Origin of the sequence: Terrabacter lapilli, from assembly GCF_039531305.1 — a bacterium.
Classification (GTDB): Bacteria; Actinomycetota; Actinomycetes; order Actinomycetales; family Dermatophilaceae; genus Terrabacter; species Terrabacter lapilli.
The window spans coordinates 142,382-163,690 of the sequence record NZ_BAAAPU010000011.1 but is presented as its reverse complement, the minus strand read 5'-3'; the positions used below and the strand labels follow the sequence as shown (position 1 = coordinate 163,690).

General features: G+C 70.5%; 17 protein-coding genes and 1 tRNA gene. 6 read left to right on the top strand and 12 right to left on the bottom strand.

The window, feature by feature from the left end; genetic code table 11:
* Nucleotides 1-72: 72 nt before the first annotated feature.
* From ABD241_RS18300 to ABD241_RS18285, 4 genes are all read left to right on the top strand, one after another.
* Complete coding sequence (locus ABD241_RS18300; RefSeq protein WP_344066113.1) at nucleotides 73-243, top strand: hypothetical protein; 171 nt, start codon at nucleotides 73-75, stop codon at nucleotides 241-243.
* 18 nt (nucleotides 244-261) lie between these two features.
* Complete coding sequence (locus tag ABD241_RS18295) at nucleotides 262-1,047, top strand: PH domain-containing protein (protein WP_344066110.1); 786 nt, start codon at nucleotides 262-264, stop codon at nucleotides 1,045-1,047.
* Nucleotides 1,048-1,126: 79 nt separating this feature from the next.
* A complete protein-coding gene (locus ABD241_RS18290; RefSeq protein ID WP_344066107.1) occupies nucleotides 1,127-2,626 on the top strand; it encodes an APC family permease in 1,500 nt (499 codons plus the stop codon).
* 194 nt (nucleotides 2,627-2,820) lie between these two features.
* Entirely contained in the window at nucleotides 2,821-3,906 is a 1,086-nt protein-coding gene (locus tag ABD241_RS18285; RefSeq protein WP_344066105.1) for a hypothetical protein, read from the top strand.
* Here the strand turns inward: ABD241_RS18285 and pntB are convergent.
* The 12 genes from pntB to ABD241_RS18225 all read right to left on the bottom strand — a co-directional run bounded on the left by pntB (nucleotide 3,893) and on the right by ABD241_RS18225 (nucleotide 18,302).
* Nucleotides 3,893-5,215, bottom strand: coding sequence for a Re/Si-specific NAD(P)(+) transhydrogenase subunit beta (pntB, locus tag ABD241_RS18280; RefSeq protein WP_344066977.1), 1,323 nt, complete (start codon nucleotides 5,213-5,215; stop codon nucleotides 3,893-3,895). The genes ABD241_RS18285 and pntB overlap by 14 nt on opposite strands.
* 66 nt (nucleotides 5,216-5,281) lie before the next feature.
* The gene (locus ABD241_RS18275; protein ID WP_344066102.1) at nucleotides 5,282-6,847 is read right to left on the bottom strand and encodes a Re/Si-specific NAD(P)(+) transhydrogenase subunit alpha; all 1,566 of its coding nucleotides are present in this window, start codon (nucleotides 6,845-6,847) and stop codon (nucleotides 5,282-5,284) included.
* Between the two features lie 206 nt (nucleotides 6,848-7,053).
* Nucleotides 7,054-8,499, bottom strand: coding sequence for a DUF2252 domain-containing protein (locus ABD241_RS18270; protein WP_344066100.1), 1,446 nt, complete (start codon nucleotides 8,497-8,499; stop codon nucleotides 7,054-7,056).
* Nucleotides 8,500-8,514: 15 nt separating this feature from the next.
* On the bottom strand, nucleotides 8,515-8,901 hold the full coding sequence (locus ABD241_RS18265) for an SHOCT domain-containing protein (protein ID WP_344066097.1): 387 nt from the start codon (nucleotides 8,899-8,901) through the stop codon (nucleotides 8,515-8,517).
* 94 nt (nucleotides 8,902-8,995) lie between these two features.
* Entirely contained in the window at nucleotides 8,996-10,756 is a 1,761-nt protein-coding gene (argS, locus tag ABD241_RS18260; RefSeq protein WP_344066094.1) for an arginine--tRNA ligase, read from the bottom strand.
* 72 nt (nucleotides 10,757-10,828) lie between these two features.
* Nucleotides 10,829-12,082 carry a sunset domain-containing protein gene (locus ABD241_RS18255; protein ID WP_344066091.1) on the bottom strand — a complete coding sequence of 418 codons (1,254 nt, stop codon included), beginning with the start codon at nucleotides 12,080-12,082 and terminating at the stop codon, nucleotides 10,829-10,831.
* 144 nt (nucleotides 12,083-12,226) lie between these two features.
* A complete protein-coding gene (locus tag ABD241_RS18250) occupies nucleotides 12,227-13,879 on the bottom strand; it encodes an AMP-binding protein (protein WP_344066088.1) in 1,653 nt (550 codons plus the stop codon).
* 2 nt (nucleotides 13,880-13,881) lie between these two features.
* Nucleotides 13,882-15,756: an MFS transporter gene (locus ABD241_RS18245; protein ID WP_344066085.1), complete on the bottom strand. Its 1,875-nt coding sequence runs from the start codon at nucleotides 15,754-15,756 to the stop codon at nucleotides 13,882-13,884.
* A gap of 87 nt (nucleotides 15,757-15,843) precedes the next feature.
* A complete protein-coding gene (locus ABD241_RS18240) occupies nucleotides 15,844-16,440 on the bottom strand; it encodes a phosphatase PAP2 family protein (RefSeq protein ID WP_344066082.1) in 597 nt (198 codons plus the stop codon).
* Nucleotides 16,437-17,753, bottom strand: a complete 1,317-nt coding sequence (locus ABD241_RS18235) for a diacylglycerol/lipid kinase family protein (protein WP_344066079.1) — start codon at nucleotides 17,751-17,753, stop codon at nucleotides 16,437-16,439. The genes ABD241_RS18240 and ABD241_RS18235 overlap by 4 nt, the downstream gene beginning before the upstream one ends.
* Entirely contained in the window at nucleotides 17,750-18,031 is a 282-nt protein-coding gene (locus tag ABD241_RS18230; protein ID WP_344066076.1) for an amphi-Trp domain-containing protein, read from the bottom strand. Before ABD241_RS18230 ends, ABD241_RS18235 begins: the two co-directional genes overlap by 4 nt.
* Nucleotides 18,032-18,229: 198 nt before the next feature.
* Nucleotides 18,230-18,302: transfer RNA gene (locus ABD241_RS18225), tRNA-Arg, on the bottom strand.
* Nucleotides 18,303-18,658: 356 nt separating this feature from the next.
* On the opposite strand from ABD241_RS18225, the gene ABD241_RS18220 reads away from it, so the two are divergent.
* Complete coding sequence (locus ABD241_RS18220) at nucleotides 18,659-20,503, top strand: phosphoenolpyruvate carboxykinase (GTP) (protein WP_344066974.1); 1,845 nt, start codon at nucleotides 18,659-18,661, stop codon at nucleotides 20,501-20,503.
* Between the two features lie 206 nt (nucleotides 20,504-20,709).
* Complete coding sequence (locus ABD241_RS18215) at nucleotides 20,710-21,243, top strand: DUF6328 family protein (RefSeq protein WP_344066073.1); 534 nt, start codon at nucleotides 20,710-20,712, stop codon at nucleotides 21,241-21,243.
* Nucleotides 21,244-21,309: the final 66 nt, after the last annotated feature.

Genomic DNA, 21,309 nt, shown 5'->3' with positions numbered 1-21,309 from the left:
CACTGGTCGCACCCCTGTGCCGTGGGGCTGTCAGGGCAGCGCCAGCACCTTCCCTCCAAGGAGCGACACACCATGGGCCCCAAGGTCAAGAAGATCATCCTGATCGTCGTGCTCGCGTTCTTCGTCTACGCCGTCTTCACGTCACCGGACAAGGCCGCAGGCATCGTCACGAACATCTGGGGCATCCTCGTCGACGGCTTCGACGCGATCCTGCGGTTCTTCAACGCGTTGCTCAACCGGTGACGCGAGCAGACTGAGGACATGGCGCTGCTGCGGAGCACCGAGGTCCCTGCGGGACTGGCCCCGATCCTGCTCCCGGGCGAACGGCTGGTCACCGCGGTGCGCGCGCACTGGGCCAAGCTCGCCGAGCCGGTCGCGACGACGACGCTCGGCTTCGTGGCCGCCGTCTGGGTCGACTCCAACGTCACGAAGTCGACCCAGGCCGTCGGCACGGCCTTCTGGTGGCTCTTCCTCGCCCTGCTCGCCCGCCTCGTCTGGTGTCTCGTCGACTGGAGCCACAACTGGTTCGTCGCCACCGACAAGCGGCTGCTGCTGCGCTACGGGCTGGTCACGCACAAGGTGGCGATGATGCCCCTGCTCAAGGTGACCGACATGAGCTACGTCAGGTCGATCCCGGGGCAGTTCCTCGGCTACGGCAAGTTCGTGCTCGAGAGCGCGGGCCAGGACCAGGCCCTGCGCGAGGTCAAGTGGGTGCCCAACCCGGACCGGACCTACCGCGACATCTGCGCCGAGATCTTCCACATCGTCCCCCCGCCCGGCGACGAGGACTTCGAGCCGCTGGACGAGGTCGGCGGCGGTTTCCCCGACGTGAGCGCCGTGCACAACCCCATCTCCGACCGGCTCGACTCCTACTCGCGCGCGATGCCGATCCAGCGCCCGGAGCGTGGTCCGGAGCGTCGGGTGGAACGTCGAGGCGAGCATCGAGGCGAGACGGTCTACGAGAGCGAGGACCTGAAGCGGCGCCGCCGAGGGGCCGACACGGGCCCGATCTGGCCCACGCGCGAGCGCGGTCCGTCGGATACCTGACGCGCAGGGCTCGCCCCCGGGAACGCGCCCCGCTAGTTTGTGATGATCCGCCCGTCACCGGACCTGCTCGGAGGTCACCATGAGCGTGTTTCGCACCAAGTCGATCGAGGCGTCGATGGCGTCGGCCGAGGAAGCCGACCACAAGCTGAAGAGAACCCTCAGCGCCCTTGACCTCACCGTCTTCGGCATCGGGGTCATCATCGGCGCCGGTATCTTCACGCTGACCGGCAGGGCAGCCAAGGACTACGCCGGCCCCTCCATCGCCCTCTCGTTCGTCGTCGGCGCGATCGTCTGCGGACTCGCAGCCCTCTGCTACGCCGAGTTCGCGTCCACGGTCCCGATCTCCGGCTCGGCGTACACCTTCTCCTACGCCACCCTGGGTGAGCTCATCGCCTGGATCATCGGCTGGGACCTGCTGCTCGAGCTGATGCTCGGAGCGAGCGTGGTCGCACAGGGGTGGTCGCAGTACCTCGTCACCCTCCTCGGGCAGTTCGGCCTCAAATGGCCAGACGCCGTCGGTCCTGGCTCGACCTTCGACCTGCCGGCCTTCCTGCTCGTCGCGATCCTGACCCTGCTCATCGCCAAGGGCATCAAGGAGTCGATGCGGGTCAACCTCGTGCTCGTCGGCGTCAAGCTCTTCATCGTGCTGTTCGTGATCTTCGCCGGCATCTCCTACATCAACACCGCGAACTGGTCGCCCTTCATCCCGCCGAGCGAGCCGGGGAAGGCCGCCGAGGGCCTCACCACCCCGCTCATCCAGCTCATCAGCGGCATGACGCCCGCCACCTACGGCGTCATGGGCATCATGGCCGGCGCCGCCATCGTCTTCTTCGCCTACATCGGGTTCGACGTCGTGGCCACCACGGCGGAGGAGGCCCGCAACCCCCAGCGCGACCTGCCTCGCGGCATCCTCGGCTCGCTGGCGATCTGCACGATCCTCTACGTGGCCGTGACCCTCGTGATCACCGGCATGCAGAACTACAAGGACATCGACCCGAAGGCGGCCCTCGCCACGGCCTTCACCCAGGTCGGCAAGGACGGCTTCGCCACCCTGATCTCGGCGGGCGCCGTCGCCGGTCTGACCACCGTGGTGATGACGCTCATGATCGGCGCCACCCGCGTGACGTTCGCGATGAGCCGCGACAACCTGATCCCCTCGAGCCTCGGTCGCACCAACCCCAGGACGGGCACCCCGGTGAAGCTGACGCTCATCATCGGCACCGTCGTCGCCCTCATCGCCTCCCTCACGCCGATCGGCAAGCTGGAGGAGATGGTCAACATCGGCACGCTGACGGCCTTCCTGCTCGTCTCGCTCGCCGTGCCGATCCTGCGCAAGCGCCGCCCCGACCTCAAGCGCTCGTTCCGGGTGCCGGGCAACCCCATCGTCCCGTGGCTCTCGGCCCTGGCCTGCTTCTACCTCGTGCTCAACCTCTCGGTGGAGACCTGGATCCGCTTCGTCGTCTGGATGGCCCTCGGCTTCCTCATCTACTTCGCCTACTCGCGAACGCACAGCAACGTCGCCCGCGGGGTCGACGAGGCCCGGGTCGAGGAGGCACCGGAGGTCGTCCGCGAACGCTGACGCCCGCCCTCACTCCGGCTGTCCCGCGGCGACTGCTCCGGGATGGGACGACTCCCACGGCCTGCCGTGGGAGTCGTCCCATGTCAGCAGAGTCGTGCTGTAGTCGGGCGGTCACCGCCCCCGTCGTCCGGGGGCGGAGGCGACTGTCCACAGGCCTCCTGCACGCTCGCCCCCATCCCCGCCACGATGTGGCGATGGACATATCGACCATCGCTCGTGACGGCGTCTTCGACACCGGCACGGCGACCCGTCTCGGGATCGACGCCGCGGCCTTGAAGCGTCTGATGCGCGTCGGGGCCTGCGCACGGCTCCGACCGGGGTGGTATGCCGCCGGCACCCTCACCGACGAGCGCCACCGATGGCGACTGCTCATCGCGGCAGCCCAGCAGGAGTATGCCGGCCGGGCCGTTCTCAGCCACGACGCCGCCGTGCTCGCGCTCGGGCTACCGACGTTCCAGCCGGTGACCTCGCGCATCGACCTCACCTGGCTCGACCCCACCACACCTGCCCACCTCGGACGCTGGGTCCGCCTGCACCGGTGCCCGCCCGGCGTGCATCTCGGCGACGGGGACCACACCGTGCCGCCGGCCGTCGCAGTCGCACAGTCGGGACTGCGCAGCCGCCGGGCGCTGCTCGTGGCCGGCGATGCCGCCCTCCGCTCCAAGACTGCGACCCGCGTGGACATCGATGCGGCGCTGGCGGCGCTGGAGGGGCACCGCGGCATCGTCGCCGCGCGGGCGGTGGCCCACCTCTTGGAGCCGTTGCATGAATCACCGGGCGAGAGCCTGACCGCCTGGCTCTTGCACCAGCTCGGTCACCGGCTCGTGCCGCAGCACGAGGTGCCCGGCACGGAGCGACTGACCGCGAGTGGATGGCCCGACCGGGTCGACTTCCTCGTCGAGGGCACCCGGGTCGTGGTGGAGTTCGACGGCAAGGTCAAGTACTCCGACCGCGACGTGCTCTTCGCCGAGAAGCAGCGCGAGGACCGGATCCGCTCGCTCGGCTACGAGGTCGTGCGGCTCATCTGGGCGGACCTCTCCCGACCCGAACGCGTCCGCACGCTGCTCCAAGACGCTCTCGCACGAGCCCGTCGCGGCAGGATCCGCCCGCACGGACGGCCTGACCGGTCCGCGCGGGCGTCGCGCGTGCTCCCCCACCGGACGACTGCTCTGCGAACGAACGAGCCCCACGGCATGCCGTGTCAGGCGTTCGGTCAGCGGGCACTCGACAAGTGGATGGGCAGTCGAGGGGGCGGCGGCAGCTTCCTCAGAGGGCTTTGATGATGTCCTCGACGCGCTCCTTGGCGTCGCCGAAGAGCATGGCGGAGTTCTCGCGGAAGAAGAGCGGGTTCTGGACCCCCGCGTAGCCCGCGGCCATGGACCGCTTGAAGACGATGACCTCCTTGGCCTTCCACACCTCGAGCACCGGCATTCCGGCGATCGGCGAGGTCGGGTCCTCGGCGGCCGCGGGGTTGACCGTGTCGTTGGCGCCGATCACCAGCACGACGTCCGTGTCCGGGAAGTCGTCGTTGATCTCGTCCATCTCGAGCACGATGTCGTAGGGCACCTTGGCCTCGGCGAGCAGCACGTTCATGTGACCGGGCAGTCGGCCGGCGACTGGATGGATGCCGAAGCGGACCTCGACGCCCCGCTCGCGCAGCTTCGAGGTGAGGTCGGCGACGGGGTACTGCGCCTGCGCCACCGCCATGCCGTAGCCCGGCGTGATGACGACCGACGACGCGTTCTCCAGCAGCTCGGCGACCTCGGACGCGGTGGTCTCCCGGTGCTCGCCGTAGTCGACGTCGGCGTCGGAGACCGCACCGTCGGAGCCGAACCCGCCGGCGATGACGGAGACGAACGAACGGTTCATCGCCTTGCACATGATGTACGAGAGGTACGCACCGGAGGAGCCGACGAGGGCACCGGTGACGATCAGCAGGTCGTTGCCGAGCATGAAGCCTGCCGCAGCGGCCGCCCACCCGGAGTAGCTGTTGAGCATCGACACGACGACGGGCATGTCCCCGCCGCCGATCGAGGCCACGAGGTGCCACCCGAAGGCCAGCGCGATCGCCGTCATCACCAGCAGCGGCACCATCGAGTGTGCGGCGACGAACCACACGAGCAGCCCCGCCGAGACGACGAGGGCGGCCAGGTTGAGCCAGTGTCGTGCGGGCAGCATGAGCGGCCGGCTCGAGATGCGCGCCGACAGCTTGAGGAACGCGACGATCGATCCGGTGAACGTGACCGCGCCGATGAACACCCCGAGGAAGATCTCGACGAGATGCACCGAGTCGCCGGCACCGCCGGAGGCCAGGAAGGTGTTCACCCCGACGAGCACGGCGGCCGCCCCGACGAACGAGTGCAGCATCGCGATGAGCTCGGGCATGCCCGTCATCTCGACCCGCCGCGCCCGCCAGATGCCGATCGCGGCGCCGATCGCCATGGCCACGAACACCGCCACGACGTTGCCCCACGGCGCGTGCCGCAGCGACAGCCACAGGGTCGCCACGAGGGCGATGCCCATGCCGACCATGCCGAGGACGTTGCCGTCCTTGGCGGTCTCGTGCCGGGACAGCCCGGCGAGCGACATGATGAACAGCAGGGCCGCCACGATGTAGGCGGCCTGGATGAGCGAGGTGCTGACGTCGACCACGGCTCAGCCCTTCCTGAACATCGTGAGCATGCGGCGGGTCACGGTGAAGCCACCGAAGATGTTGATGCTGGCGATGAGGGTCGCGACGAACGCGAGCACGATGATCACCACGTCGGTGGTCATGGACGTCCGCGCCCCGCCGAGCTGCAGCAGCGCTCCGACGATGATGATGCCGCTGATGGCGTTGGTCACCGACATCAGCGGGGTGTGCAGCGCGTGGTGCACGTTGCCGATGACGTAGTAGCCGATGACGACGGCGAGCGCGAAGACCGTGAAGTGGCCCAGGAAGCTGGCCGGCGAGACCGCCGCGACCACGGCGAACACGACGCCGCCGATCGCCATCCCGGCGTACCTCCGGCGCGGGTCGCGTTGTCGCGCGGGCTCCTTGGCGACCTCCTTGCCGTATGCCGGCTGCTTGGCCAACGGTGCCGCGCTGACCTGGATCGCCGGCGGGGGCCAGAGCAGCTCGCCGTCCCGGGCGACGGTCATGTTGCGCTGGACGACGTCGTCGAAGTCCAGGACGAGCTCGCCGTCCTTGCCCGGCGTCAGCAGCTTCATGAGGTTGACGAGGTTCGTGGCGTAGAGCTGTGACGCCTGCGTCGGCAGCCGGGCAGCGAGGTCGGTGTAGCCGATGATCGTGACGCCGTTGCCGGTGACGACGACCTCGTCGGCGACGGACCCCTCGACGTTGCCTCCGTTGGCGGCGGCCATGTCGACGATGACGGAGCCGGACTTCATCGAGGCGACCATGGACGCGGTGATGAGTCGCGGGGCGGGCCGTCCCGGGATCAGGGCCGTCGTGACGATGATGTCGACCTCTGGCGCCTGGGCGGCGTAGAGCTCGGCGGCCCGACGGTTGTACTCCTCGCCCATCTCCTTGGCGTAGCCGTCGCTCGACGACGCCCCCGCGTCGACCTCGGGCATCTGGACTGCGAGGAAGTCCGCCCCCATGGACTCGACCTGCTCGGCGACCTCCGCGCGGGCGTCGGTCGCCCGGACGATGGCGCCGAGCGACCGAGCGGTGCCGATCGCGGCGAGGCCCGCCACGCCGGCCCCGGCGACGAGCACCTTGGCCGGAGGCACCTTGCCCGCCGCCGTCACCTGTCCGGTGAAGAAGGACCCGAACCGGTGGGCGGCCTCCACGACCGCCCGGTAGCCGGCGATGTTGGCCATCGACGACAGCACGTCGAGGGACTGGGCGCGGCTGATACGGGGCACGGCGTCCATCGCCATCGCGGTGACGCCGGCGGCGCGCAGCTTCTCGACGAGCTCCGGGCTGAGGGCCGGAGCCAGGAGCGAGACGAGGACGGTGCCGGGTCGGAGCAGTGCGATCTCGTCGTGGGAGGGCGCGTTGACCTTGTGGACGATCGGCGAGCCCCAGGCCTCCTGGGCGCTGACGACGTGAGCGCCGGCGACGGCATACGCCTCGTCGGAGAAGCTCGCCGCCTCCCCGGCACCACTCTCGACGACCACGTCGTAGCCGAGGCCCACGAGCTGTTCGACGGTCTTGGGCGTCGCGGCGACGCGCGTCTCCCGGGCACGCGTCTCACGAGGGACACCGATCTGCACGCTGTGCTCCTTCGCTCTGTGGGCGCTGGTGACCCGAACCTAGGGCACGACCGGCTCATCCGGGGCGCCCCTGCTCGGCACGTCACACAAATGACGTTCCGGACAGCCGGAACGTCTCTGATGGTGGGCGCCGCGTCGACCGGGTCGGCGACGGGTGGAGGAGTGGACGCGCAAGACGACGAACAGGCCGAGGCGGCTCGCGCGCCTCAGAGGTTCGGGGACGCCGGCAACCGCCCGGACTCCACCGCCGCGACGAGCTCGGCGTGGTCGCGTTCGTTCTGGTCGGCGTACGCGACGGCGAAGTCGCCCACTGCCTCGTCGAAGACCGCTCCCGGGCCGTCGGCCGCGCCGTCTGCCGGGACGGGTCCCGGAGGGGTACCCAGGTAGAGGGCGATGTCCCGGGGGTCGCCGGACCGCGCATGGGCTCGCGCCAGGGTCCAGGCGCACGCCTGCCCGAGGCGTTCGAGCGTGGCAGGGTCGAGGGTCTCGATCTCGTAGCCGCCCTTCCAGTCGCGGAACTGCCGGATGTAGAAGTCGCGCTCCACTCCGTCCAGACCGGTCACGCGCTGCCAGCCGAGCAGGATGTCGCTGCTCGCCTGCATGAGGCGCTGTCCCTCGACCACGCGCCGGCCCTGGTTGTCGAGGGCCGGCCACGGCAGGTGGGCCGCCAGCACGGACTCAGCGGCCTCCTTGGCCTGGAGCAGGAGCGGGTTGCCCAGCTCGTCGACGAGGAGCAGCAGCCACGCCCGGGTGCCGACCGAGCCGACGCCGACGGCCTTGCGCGCCATGTCGACCACCTGGAAGCGGCCGATCAGGACCCGCCGGTCCGGCGGGAGGCTCTTGCGGTACTCCACGAGCAGCAGGTCGAGCAGCCTCGTCAGGTCGTCGGCCAGCTCGGGCGCCAGCTCGCGCACCGGCACGAGGAGCGGAGGGTCGCTGACGAAGCGCCGCTGGCCGAACTCGGGTGTCGTCAGCTTCGCCACGGCGTGCGCCGCATCTCGCACACGCGACTTGCTGAGCACCTTCCGGGTCGTCTCCCTCGCGGCCTTCGGCAGTTCCTTGGCCAGGCGTGGCAGGCCCGGCTGGAGCTCCGCCCGGGCGTACCACACGTCGAGGGCCGACTGCGAGGCGAACTCCGCGATCGACTGCCGGTAGGCGCGGACCATGCCGACCGTGATCGCCCGCCGCTGCTTGCGGCGCAACCCGTTCTCACGGCCGGCGATCTCGAGACTGGCCGCCAGCCGCTTGACGTCCCACTCGAACGGCCCGGGCCACGTCTCGTCGAAGTCGTTGAGGTCGAAGACCTGCTTGCGCTCCGGCGTGCCGAAGAAGCCGAAGTTGGACACGTGCGCGTCACCGCACAGCTGGGCCGTCAGCTCGGAGCTGCCGCTCGCCGCGAGGTCGGCCGCCATCACGGCCGCCGCCCCGCGGTAGAACGCGAAGGGCGATGCGAGCATCCGCCCGTAGCGGACGGGGAGCAGCTCGGGCACACGGGTGCGCCCCTGCTCCTCGAGGATCTCCACCGGGTCACGCTCCGCCCACGGCACGAGCTGCGCGTGGGCGGTCAGCGGCATACGTGCGGTGGCCTGGGCGACACGCTCCTTCCGGGCTGAGGAGCTCTTCGGGAGGCTGGCGGCGGGTGCGGCGGTCATGGCTTCGCCCTCCGGTCAGGCCAGTGCCTTCTGCTTCAGCGCGGCGTACTCGTCGGGCGTGATGGCGCCGGAGTCGAGCAGCTCCTTGGCCTTGGCGATCTGCTCGGCCCCCGACGCGGCACCGTTGCTGCCCGCGACGGAGCGGATGTACGCGTCCTGGGCCTTCTGGGCCTCCGCGTACTGCTGCGCGGAGCGCTCGCTCATGCCGTGCCCACGGGCGATGAGGTAGACGAGCGCCGTGATGAGCGGGAAGACGACGAGGAACACGATCCACACGGCCTTCAGCCACCCGGAGAGCTCCCGGTCACGGAACAGGTCGGTCAGGATCCAGAACAGGGCCATGAGGTAGGCCACGAACGCGAAGAAGACGATGATGTACCAGATGATGTCCCAGAAAGACATGAGGCGACCTTTCTCCTAGGCCGGACCCATTCGGGCCCGTCCAGTGCCAGCGTCGCCTCCGTCCCCACCCCCGGCATCATCCAAACGGGGTGAATCACATCTGGTCGGGCGCCTCCAGCCCCAGCATGTCCAGGCCGCTCGTCATGACCCGCAGCGTGAGCGCGCAGAGCGTCAGGCGGGACTCCTTGACCTCGTCGCGCTCGGCCTTGAGCACGGGGCAGTTCTCGTAGAAGGCCGAGAACGCCTGTGCCAGCTCGAAGAGGTAGGCCGCGAGCCGGTGCGGCTCGTAGGTGTCACCCACCTCGGCAACGACGTCGCCGAAGCCGAGCAGGTGCATGCCGAGGGCCCGCTCGTGGCTCTCGCCGAGCAGCAGTGGCGCGTGCTGCGCCGTCGGGTCGAGCCCGACCTGCCGGAAGATCGACCGGATCCGCGCCACGACGTACTGCAGATAGGGCCCGGTGTTGCCGGTGAGCGCGACCATGCGGTCGAGGTCGAAGACGTACTCGCTGTCGTGGGCGACGGACAGGTCGGCGTACTTCACGGCACCGATGCCGATCTGGCGGGCGATCGTCGAGCGCGTCGCCTCGTCGAGGTCGGGCCGGTTGGCGTCGATGAGCGCCTGCGCCTTGTCGACGGCCTCCTCGAGCAGGGCCATGAGCCGCAGCGACGCGCCGGAGCGGGTGCGCAGGATCTTGCGGTCCTCGCCGAGCACGTTGCCGATCTGCACGTGGACCGGCTTGACGTCGTCGGGCAGCCAGCCGGCCCGCCGCGCCGTCTCCCACACCATGCTGAAGTGCAGCGCCTGGGGTGCACCGACGACGTAGAGCACCCGGTGCGCGCCCAGGGTGGAGACGCGGTAGCGGATCGTCGCGAGGTCGGTGGTGCCGTAGTTGTAGCCGCCGTCGGACTTGCGGATGATCAGCGGGACCGGCTTGCCCTCCCGGCCGGTGTAGCCCTCGAGGAACACGCAGAGCGCACCGTCGGACATCGTCGCGATGCCCTTGCTCTCGAGCTCGTCGCAGATGGCCGCCAGGTGGTCGTTGTAGGTCGACTCGCCGGCGAGGTCGTCGTCGGTGAGCGTGACCCCGAGCGTCGAGTAGACCTTGTTGAAGTAGGCCTTGGACATCCCGACGAGGTCGTGCCAGTGCTTGATCGTCTCGGGGTCACCGGCCTGCAGCTTGACGACCCGCGCCCGTGACCGCACGTCGAAGTCACCGGCACTGCCGTGCGGCTCGGCCTTCTCGGCCGTGTCGAACTTCGTGCGGGCGGCCTGGTAGAAGGCGTTGGGATCGGAGACGAGCAGCTCCGCCTCGGGCGAGTCCTCCCCGACCTCGAGCAGGTGCTCGATCAGCATGCCGAACGGCGTGCCCCAGTCGCCGATGTGGTTCTGCCGGATGACGTTGTGACCCAGGTGTTCCAGGGTGCGGGCGAGAGAGTCACCGACGATCGTCGTGCGCAGGTGCCCGACGTGCATCTCCTTGGCGACGTTGGGCGCCGAGTAGTCGATCGGGATGTTCTCCGAGGGCTGAAGCGGCACCCCGCTGCGCTCGTCGGCCTCGACCTCCTGCAGGAGGGAGGCCAGCCACGCGTCGGCGAAGGTCAGGTTGATGAAGCCGGGGCCGCTCACCTCGACCGTGTCGCACACGCCGTCGAGGTCGAGCGCGTCGACGATCCTGCTCGCGACCTCGCGCGGCGGCATACCCGCCTTCTTGGCGAGCGCGAGCGCGGCGTTGACCTGAACGTCGGCGAACTGCGACGGGCGCAGCACGGGGTCGGCGTCGCGGTAGTCGTCGCCGAGGGCGGCGGCGATCGCGGACTGGACCTTGGGTGTGAGCGCGACGAGCGGGGAGACCATGCGGGCAAGTCTATTTGCGCCGCTTGGGTGCCCGCGCCACGGTTTCCCGCGACGCGGGCGCCTCGGGAAGGGTCACTCCCCCTGGCGGTCGAAGCCCGCGCGACGGGCGGCGTCCTCGTTGTAGAACCACACGTCGGGCTCGAGCTCGTCGTAGCCGGCGTCGCCGGGAGCCAGGAACGTCCTGCCGTCCCGTTGGGCCTTGACGGCGTGGCCGAGGGGCTGGGCCCCGTCGCCGATCGGAGCGGCCGAGCCGAGGCCGAAGCCGCCGTCGACGACCTCGTCGAAGCTGGACGTACGCCGGGTGCGGGCTTCCTGACGCTCCCCGGTGTCGCTCCGGCCGGCTGTGGCGCCGTCGCCGGCGGTGTCGTGCTCGTCGGTGGTGGGGTCGTGCTCCTCGGGGAACGCTGCCGCGGCAGCGTCAGGCGCCGGCTCGGCCTCCTCGCGCCGAGGCGCGTCGCCCGCGGGGTCGACGGCCTCTGCCGTCTCGTCGACCTCGTCGCTGGCGTGCGAGTGGGGCGCCATGTCGACGTCGAGGCCCTCGTCGGCGGGCGCGTCGCTGTCGCCCGGGTCGTGCTGGCCGGGGGTCGTGGCCCACGGCTGGCCGCGGTGGTCGCCCGGGTCGCCGGCGGGGGTCCCGCCCTCGGCGATGAACTCGTCGCGGTCGGCGAGGGCGGGGACGTCCACCTCCTGCGGTTCGTCGATGGTGGCCGCCGGCGGCGTGACGGACTGCCCGTCGGTGGCTGCCGAGCCGTCTGCCCCGGAGGCTTCGGCCGTCGGGACGCTGTCGGTGGCCTCGGTGCTCTGGCCCTCGGACACGCTCTCGGGGTCGAAGACGGTGCTTCCGGTGCCTCCGCTGGACGTGGTCTCCGCGGTCTGGGGTGCGGGCTTGTCGCTCACGATCGTGGACCTCTCCTCGGGGTGCTCCTCTGCACTCCGCGTACCCACTGCCGTCGCTGCGGTTGCGGCGAAGGGGTTCGCGGCGTCGGCCAGGTCCTCGTCGTCGTCCTCCTGGGTGAAGGCTGCAGCGCCGACGGCCGCAGCTCCGAGCGCCGGGGCCGCGGGTGCCGCGGGGACAGCAGGCGCCGGCTGCTCGGCCGGGGCCGGGGAAGCCGAGGAAGCCGGGGAGGCCGGCACGACGTCGTGGCCCCGTCCCGGCGACCGCAGGTCGGCGCGCCGGGTGGCGGCACGGCCACGCTGCTCGCTCGCCTCGAAGCGTCGCGCCTCGGCGGCGCGGCGTCGGCCTGCCGAGACGAACAACCAGATGATCACTGCGATGACCGCGATCGCCACCACGATCCACAGAACCGCCTTGCCTGCCTCTGACATGCCATCCCCTCACGCATCCACGCGGTCCCGGCGACCACGTCCCCGGAAACCTACTGTGCCGTGGGAGCAGGGCGGCACCGCCCGCGCCGTGCTGGGTCCCAGGCGGCGTCCGGTCCAGGCCGGTCGAGGCGGGCGCGACCCTCCTCAGACGAGGCCGAGCTTCTTCGCGGTCGTCTCGCGCATCTCGACCTTGCGGATCTTGCCCGTCACGGTCATCGGGAACTCGTCGACGATCTCGACGTAGCGCGGGATCTTGTAGTGGGCGAGCTGGCCGCTGCAGAACTCCCGGAGCGACTCGGGCGTCAGCGGGGTGGCGCCCTCCTTCATCCGGATCCAGGCGCACAGCTCCTCGCCGTACCTCTCGTCCGGGACCCCGATCACCTGCGCGTCGAGGATGTCGGGGTGCGTGTAGAGGAACTCCTCGATCTCGCGCGGATAGACGTTCTCACCGCCTCGGATCACCATGTCCTTGATGCGCCCGGTGATCTCGACGTAGCCGTCCTCGTGCATGACGCCGAGGTCGCCCGTGTGCATCCAGCCGTCCTCGATCGCCTCGGACGTCTTGTCGGGCTGCTCCCAGTAGCCGAGCATCACCGAGTAGCCCTTGGTCATGAACTCGCCCGCCTGGCCACGCGGCAGCGTCTCACCGGTGGCCGGGTCGACGATCTTGATCTCCAGGTGCGGCCCGACCCGACCGACGGTGCCGACCTTCTGCTCGAAGGTGTCGTCGGTGCGGTTCTGCGTCGACACCGGCGAGGTCTCGGTCATGCCGTAGCAGATCGTCATCTCCTCGATGCCGGACGCGATGAGCTTCTTCATCAGCTCTGCGGGACAAGGGGATCCGGCCATGATGCCGGTGCGCACGGTCGACAGGTCGTAGGAGTCGAAGTCGGGCAGGTTCCACTCGGCGATGAACATGGTGGGCACGCCGTAGAGCGAGGTGACCTTCTCCTGCTGCACGGCGCGCAGCGTCGCCGCGGGGTCGAAGCCGGGTGCAGGGATGACCATGCAGGCGCCGTGCGAGGTGCACGCGAGGTTGCCCATCACCATGCCGAAGCAGTGGTAGAAGGGCACCGGGATGCAGACGCGGTCGGCCTCGGTGTAGCGGCACAGCTCGCCGACCATGTAGCCGTTGTTGAGGATGTTGCGGTGGCTGAGAGTCGCACCCTTGGGGAATCCCGTTGTGCCCGAGGTGTACTGGATATTGATGGGCTCGGTGTTGGACAGGCTCGACTGCACGCGCGCGAGCTCGTCCGCGCCGACCTCGTCGGCTCGCGCGAGGAGCGCCTCCCAGTCGGGCGTGCCGATGTAGACGACCCGCTCGAGCGAGTCGATCTCGTCGCGGACCTCCTCGACCATCCCGCGGTAGTCGCTCGTCTTGAACGACTCGGCCGCGATGAGGGTCGAGATGCCCGCCTGCCCGAGGACGTAGTGCAGCTCGTGCGCCCGGTAGGCCGGGTTGATGTTGACGAGGATGGCGCCGATCTTGGCCGTCGCGTACTGGACGAGCGTCCACTCGGAGCAGTTGGGCGCCCAGATGCCGACGCGGTCACCCTTGCGCACACCGGACGCCAGGAGCGCACGAGCCAGCCGGTCGACGTCGGCGCGCAACGCGGCATACGTCCACCGCCGGCCCTGCGCGACGTCGACGAGCGCCTCACGCTCGCCGAAGCGTTCGGCGGTGGCGTCGAAGTTGTCGCCGATGGTCTCCTCGAGCAGCGGCGGCTCGGTCTCACCGCGAGTGTGCGACAGGCGCGGGTCGAGCTCGGTCGAGGGGTGGGTCTGCACTGCGGTCACGGTCACTCCCGGGCGGCGTCGGACGGTCTCCCCTCACCCAACCGCCGCTCCCCCGCCTGCGCAAGCGGTTCGGTCGTATGCCGTGTCGCCGGCCCAGGCGCGGCCGCCGGGCGCGCCTCCGGCACGCCATCCACCGCCTCGTCCGCCGTCACACCCGCCGTCACACCCGTCGTCGCGCCGTCCTTCTCGCCGTCCTTCTCGCCGCCCTGCTCTGCCTCCTCGCGGTGCTCCTCCCGGTCGGCCACCACGCCCTCACCGTCCTCGTCCTCGTCCTCGTCCTTCTTGCTGCCGGGAGCCCGACGCGGGATCCGGCCGGTGAAGAAGAGTGCGCCGGCGGTCAGCAGGGCGGTGACGGCGAAGGCGTTGCGGAGGGCGTCGAGGCGAGCCTGCGTGTTGACCTGCATGATCGCGTCGGCCGTAGCGCCGGTGACCCCGGCGTCGGCGAGGCCCTGGCTCAGCTGGGTGTCGGAGATGAAGGGCACACCGCTGACGAGCTGGGTCGAGGCCTGGGTCTTGACCGACTCGGGGACGGCAGGGTTCTCCTCGATGCCGGAGATGACGGATGCGGTCAGGGTGGCCAGGAGCACCGAGCCGACGAGCGCGGTGCCGAGGGAGGCGCCGAGGTTGGTGCCCGTGTTCTGCAGGCCGCCGACCTCGGCGCTCTCCGAGTCCGGCACAGCCGAGACGGTGACGCTGCCCAGCTGAGAGGCCAGCGCACCCAGCCCGAGGCCGATGAGGAGCATGGGGATCGCCACGACCGCCGCGGACGCGCCCGGGTCCATGCCGCCCACGAGGACCAGCTCCCCGGCCAGCACCGACACCAGGCCGACTCGGACCACCCGGCGCGGGTTGGCGGTCGGCCAGATCTTCGGGACACCGGCTGCCGAGACGAGCAGGGCGAAGGAGAGCGGGAGGATCCGCAGCCCGGTCTGGAGCGCGTCGAGCTCGAGCACGACCGAGAGGAAGAGCGGCACCGCGAAGAACGTCCCGGCCTGGATCATGTACTGCGAGAAGAACATCGTCAGGCCGCCGGTCAGTTCGCGGTTGCGCAGCATGACGGGGCGAAGCAGCGGCTCCTTCCCTCGCCGGACGAGCCGGCTCTCCCAGCGCAGGAAGAGCAGGACCACGAGCATGCCGAGCAGGATGAGCCAGATCGACAGCGATGCGCCGAAGAGCGTGGGAGCGCTTGGCTTGGGCACCACCCAGCCCCACTCGCTCGTGCGCAGCACGCCGAGGACGAGCGACCCCAGGCCGAGCACCGACAGCAGGGACCCGACGTAGTCGATGTGCGACCGCACCGGCGGCACGTCGGCCATCTTGCGCAGGAAGGCCAGGATGACCAGCACGATGACGACCTCGCCCGCGAAGACGTAGCGCCACGAGAAGTACGTCGTCACCGCGCCGCCGATGAGCGGCCCGGCAGCGACCGCCATGGCGCCGGCCGCGGCGATGAGCCCGTATGCGGCAGCGCGCCGTTCACGGGGGAAGTTCGCGGCCACGAGCGCGACGATCGCCGGCATGATGAGCGCGGCGCCGATGCCCTCGAGCAGCGACCAGCCGATCAGCAGGACGGTCAGGTTCGGGGAGAGCGCCGTGGTGAGGGAGCCGGCTCCGTAGATGACCAGCCCGACGCCGAAGGCCCGACGCCGGCCGATGATGGTCCCGACCTTGCCGCCGGTGATCATGAGCGTGGCCATGACGAGGGTGTAGAGCGTGATGGCCGTCTGGATGCCGCTGATCGTGGTGCCCAGGTCGTTGGCGACCACGGCCATCGAGACGTTCATGACCGAGCTGTCGAGGGTCATCAGGAACTGCCCGGCGGCCAGGAGCGTCAGCACGACCCTTGCCCCGGTCCGGGCGGGCGAGTTGGTGGACACGCAGTCATCGTGGGCGATTGCGGGCGGTACCGCGTCACCCCGTGAGGATGAACTGGACCGCTCTCGGAGCCCGCTCCCAGCCGACCCTCAGCCCGCCCCGGGGTCGACGTCGTGAGACGTGGCTCGTCGCCGCACCGCCCGGGACAGGTGGTAGCTCGCCGATCCCATGCTGGCCCCGATGAGAGCCCCCGCCATGACGTCCCCGGGGTAGTGCACTCCCGTGTGCACGCGGGAGTAGGCGACGACCGTTGCCGCGAGGCGAAGCGCCGTCTCCAGCTCGGGGGCCGTAGCGCCGGCGGCAGTGGAGAACGCGAACGCCGAGGCGGTGTGGCCCGACGGCCACGAGTGCGAGCCCGGCATCCGCACGCCATGCGTGCGGACCGAGCCCTCGAGGGAGGGGCGACGGCGCTTCGGGCCCTGCTTGACCAGCAGGTTGACGGTGGCCGAGGTGGCGCCGATGGCCATCATGCCGAGCACCGCGGCCCGGCGTCGACGGCCTCCGGACGCCGCCATGGCGGCCGCCACCCCCATCCAGAGCACGGAGCGGTCGGCAGCGCGTGAGACGCGGGCCAGCGCGTGGTCGATCTGGGGCGTGGGAGTGGCGTGGACCGCAGCGTAGACGGCGCGGTCGAGCTCGACGAGCTCGCGGCCGGCTTGTCGGAGCCGCGGCGGGACCGAGATCACCGGCGTGCCCTTCGCCGCGAGAACGAGGCGAGACGCCACAGCTGCGCCCAGTTCCAAGTCGGGCGACGGGGCGGCACCCCGGGACGGTCGCGCGGGACGCGGACGCGCAGGGCCCTGGGTCGGACGCTGCAGCGGACCGGCGTGGGGACCATGACCGACTCGCCGTCGATCCCGACCGGGATCTCCGGGGCCTCCGAGGAGATGACGGCCTCGGGGGCCGTGACGGACACGAGGCCGTGCTGCGTGGCGCCGCGCAGCAGGCCGACCGCCTGGCGCGCGCTCGCGGCACTGACGGACACGACGCCGAGCTGCCCGGAGTCGAGCCGCGCGCGGCGACCCAGGCCGGCCAGGTCACCCATGCCGTACGGGTTGTCGCTGACGAGCACCGCCTGCGGGTGGTCGACCACGACGCCGTCGACGTCGAGGCGCAGCTGCGGCCCCTTCGCCCCGCTGAGCAGGTCGGGCAGCACCTCCAGCGTGGTGCGGGCCTTGTCCTCGCGGTAGCCGGGGCTCTGCACCGCCGCGGCATAGGCGCCGAAGGAGGCGTTGTTGACGAAGGTCCGGCCCGCGATGACACCGAGGTCGACGCGGAGCTCGACGGCGTCCTCGCCCAGCGCGGCGAGGCACGTCGACGGGTCCTCCCGGTCGAGCCCGAGGTCGAGGGCGAAGTGGTTCCGCGTGCCGGCGCTGATGACCATCAGGGGCACGTCGAGGTCTGCGGCGACGCCGGCGACGAGGGCCTGCGTGCCGTCGCCCCCGGCCACCCCGAGCAGGTCGGCCCCCCGGGCCACGGCCTGGCGCGCCAGCTCGGCGACGTCGATGATCTCGGGGCCCTCGAGCATGGCCACCTCGGCGCCGAGGGCCTCGGCCTTGGCACGCAGGTCGAAGCGGGCGACCTTCCCGCCGCCCGAGCGCGGGTTCATGATGACGAAGGGGTGGCGCGGCGGGGGGACGACCCGTTCGGGCATGCCGTCATCGGCGTCCTCGGGCGTCAGGGCGACGCGGCTCGCAGCCACGGCGAGGGCGAACACGCCGACGCACAGCAGCACCGGGAGCACGAGGCGGTTGAGCGCGACGAGCACCACGAGCCCGAGTGGTAGCACCACGAGCAGCACGGCGCTGAGGGTGCGTCGCCAGCCGCGGAAGGCCAGGAACGAGTAGCCGGCGACCACGAACGCTACGGCGGCCACGGCCACCACGAGGAACAGCCGGAAGTCGCGGGAGGCCGCAGCCACGGCGAGCCCGAGCACTCCGAGCGCCACGAGGAGGAGCGCCAGCCGTGCCCACCACGCCTGGCGCGCGCTGCCGTTCATTCGCGTGCAGGGGCGGCGCCCGTCACCGACGACGCCCCGTCGTCTTCCGCCCGAGCCGTGGACCATTTGAACTCGAGCTCGATCTCGACCTCGTCACCGCTGACCTCGACCTCGAACTCGGCCCGCACCCGTTCGGGCAGGCGCAGCTCGACCGTGCCCGTGCCGAGTGGCAGGGTCACCTCTCCACCTCGGGCGAACGCCTTCGAGAGCACCGAGAGCCACTGGGCCGCCTCCTGCCGGGAGAGGGCCTCCTTGCGCTCCAGCTTGACGTCTGCCATCGCGTCGATCCTTCCGCCGGGGAGGCCTCGCCACGTCGGGGAGCCCGCTCGCGCCCGACCTCCGTCCCCTTCACGATGCGGCGGGCGCGACGGAGGCCTCATCACCTCCTGCGGGGGAGATCCGGCCCGGAACGCAGACAGCCCCGGCCGCTCGAGGCGGCGCGGGGCTGTTTCCTGCTTCTCTGTCTCAACACAGAGTGCACCCGAAGGGATTCGAACCCCTAACCTTCTGATCCGTAGTCAGATGCTCTATCCGTTGAGCTACGGGTGCTCGTTCCGTCACCGGGAGGAACGAAAAGTTACCTTAGCGGCTCGGGTCGGCAACCACGAAATCGGCCCCTCGCCGGCAGCGCCGGACGCGCGGTCGATGAGGCGACTTGCAAGTGGCCGCAAGAAACCGACAGCCCGTTGTCGAAATCCTTGCGGTCCGCCCCCGGTGTGAGCCGTCTCACCGGTTCGCCTCCGCTTGACGCGGATGGGCCGTGGCGGCGACGCGTACCTTGAAGCCATCACGTCATCTGCTCAGCATGTGGACACGTGGAGCCCGACCTGGGCATCCTCGAAGCCTCCTGCCGAGCAGCTTCACACCGGCACGACGTGGTGCCGGGCGGCACCGCGCGCGAAGGGATGGGCCCCGAGTTGACCACGACCCACGAGAAACAGACACACACGACGCACGCGGGCCTGGCCGCGTGGGTCGAGCAGGTCGCCGAGCTGACGCAGCCGCGCGACATCCGCTGGATCACCGGCTCCGGTGAGGAGTGGACCGAGCTCACCGACCAGCTCGTCGACGCCGGCACGTTCGTCCGGCTCGACGAGAGCAAGAAGCCGAACTCGTTCTACTGCGCCAGCGACCCCACCGACGTCGCGCGCGTCGAGGACCGCACCTTCATCTGCTCCGTCGACGAGAAGGACGCGGGCCCCACCAACAACTGGATGGCGCCCGACGAGATGAAGGCTCGGATGACCGAGCTCTACCGGGGCTCCATGCAGGGACGGACGATGTACGTCATCCCCTTCGTCATGGGCCACCTCGACGCCAAGGCGCCGATGTTCGGAGTCGAGATCACGGACTCCGCATACGTCGTCGTCTCCATGCTGGTGATGGCCCGCTGCGGCGACGAGGTGCTCCACAAGATCGAGGCGACGAACGCCGCCTTCGTGCCGGCGCTCCACTCGGTCGGCGCACCGCTCGCCGAGGGCCAGGCGGACGTCCCGTGGCCGTGCTCCGATACCAAGTACATCGTGCACTTCCCCGAGGAGCGCACGATCTGGAGCTACGGCTCCGGCTACGGCGGCAACGCTCTGCTGGGCAAGAAGTGCTACGCCCTGCGCATCGCCTCGGCGGTGGCTCGCGACGAGGGCTGGATGGCCGAGCACATGCTCATCCTCAAGCTGACGTCGCCGAAGGGCCGGGTCCACTACGTCGCTGCGGCGTTCCCCTCCGCGTGCGGCAAGACGAACCTCGCCATGATCACGCCCACGATCCCCGGCTGGAAGGCCGAGATGGTCGGCGACGACATCGCCTGGATGCGCTTCGGTGAGGACGGCCGCCTCTACGCCGTCAACCCCGAGTTCGGCCTCTTCGGGGTGGCTCCCGGCACCGGTGAGTCCACCAACCCCAACGCGATGGCCACCATCGAGCGGGGCAACTCGGTCTTCACCAACGTGGCCCTGACCGACGACGGCGACGTGTGGTGGGAGGGCATGACCGACGAGCCGCCCGCGCACCTGACCGACTGGCTGGGCAACGACTGGACGCCCGCCGACGGCGAGGCGGGCACCAAGGCGGCTCACCCCAACAGCCGCTTCTGCACCCCGGCCAAGCAGTGCCCGATGATCGCGCCCGAGTACGACAACCCCGACGGCGTCCCGATCGACGCGATCCTCTTCGGCGGCCGCCGCAAGACGACCGTGCCGCTCGTCTACGAGTCGCGGGACTGGACGCACGGCACCTTCATCGGTGCGACGCTCTCGTCCGAGACGACGGCGGCGGCGACCGGCGCGGTCGGCGTCGTGCGGCGCGACCCGATGGCGATGCTGCCCTTCATCGGCTACCACGCCGGCGACTACATGAACCACTGGCTCGAGATCGGCAAGAGCGCGGACGCGACCAAGCTGCCCCGCATCTTCGGGGTCAACTGGTTCCGCCGCGACGAGGAGGACGGCTCGTTCCTCTGGCCGGGATTCGGCGAGAACAGCCGCGTCCTCAAGTGGGTCGTCGAGCGCCTCGAGGGCGAGGCCGACGCCGTCGAGACCCCGATCGGGTTCGTGCCGACCGGGGACTCGCTCGACGTCGACGGGCTCGGCATGACGCGCGAGCAGGTGGCCAAGGCCCTCAAGGTCGACGCCGCCGACTGGGAGAAGGAGCTGCCCCTGATCCAGGAGTGGTTCGACAAGTTCGGCGAGCAGCTCCCGGCCGAGCTGTGGGCCGAGTTCGACGGTCTCAAGGCCCGCGTCAGCGGCAGCTGAGAGGTCGGTCCCCGGCCTGCTGGCCCGCGGGCGGGGGACGACGTGATGCAGGGCCCGGCACCTCACGGTGCCGGGCCCTCCGTCATGTCCCGGCGGTCCGAGGGCCCCGCCCCCGGCCCGAGGACGTATGCCGTGTCGCCCGGCACGCCGCATACGTGCAGTGGGGCGTGGCGCAGCGGGACAGACGCAGCGGGTACAGGAGGGGCATGAGCGAGGACGAGCAGGGATACACCCGCGACGAGAGCGAGGCGCAGCGGCTCGACCGCAACTTCAACGAGCAGCTGCAGGAGCTGCGCATCGTCCAGACGGGCGTGCAGATCCTCTTCGCCTTCCTGCTGACCATCCCGTTCCAGCAACGGTTCACGAGCCTCTCGCAGCTGCAGCGGAGCATCTACGTCGTCACGCTGCTGTGCATGACCATCGCCACGCTGCTGTTCATGACCCCGGTGGCCATGCACCGCATGCTGTTCCGCGAGGGGCTCAAGGACTTCGTGGTGCGCCACACGGACACGCTCATCGGCACGGGCCTGTTCTTCCTCGGCTCCGGCATGATCGGCGGCGTCGTCCTGGTGCTCGACGTGCTGCTCCACAGCGCGACGGCCTTCTGGATCGGTGGCGTGCTGGCGCTGCTCGGGATCGCCCTGTGGGTCCTGCTGCCCCTGTCGCAGCGCCGCCGGGGTCGCCGCGAGGACGCCGTCGAGAAGGCCGGCGAGAAGGCCGGCGGCGCCTCCCCCGCCTGACACCGTCGAGAGGCCACGACCGGCCGCCTCCCCACCGTCGAGAGGCCACGACCGGCCGCCTCCCCA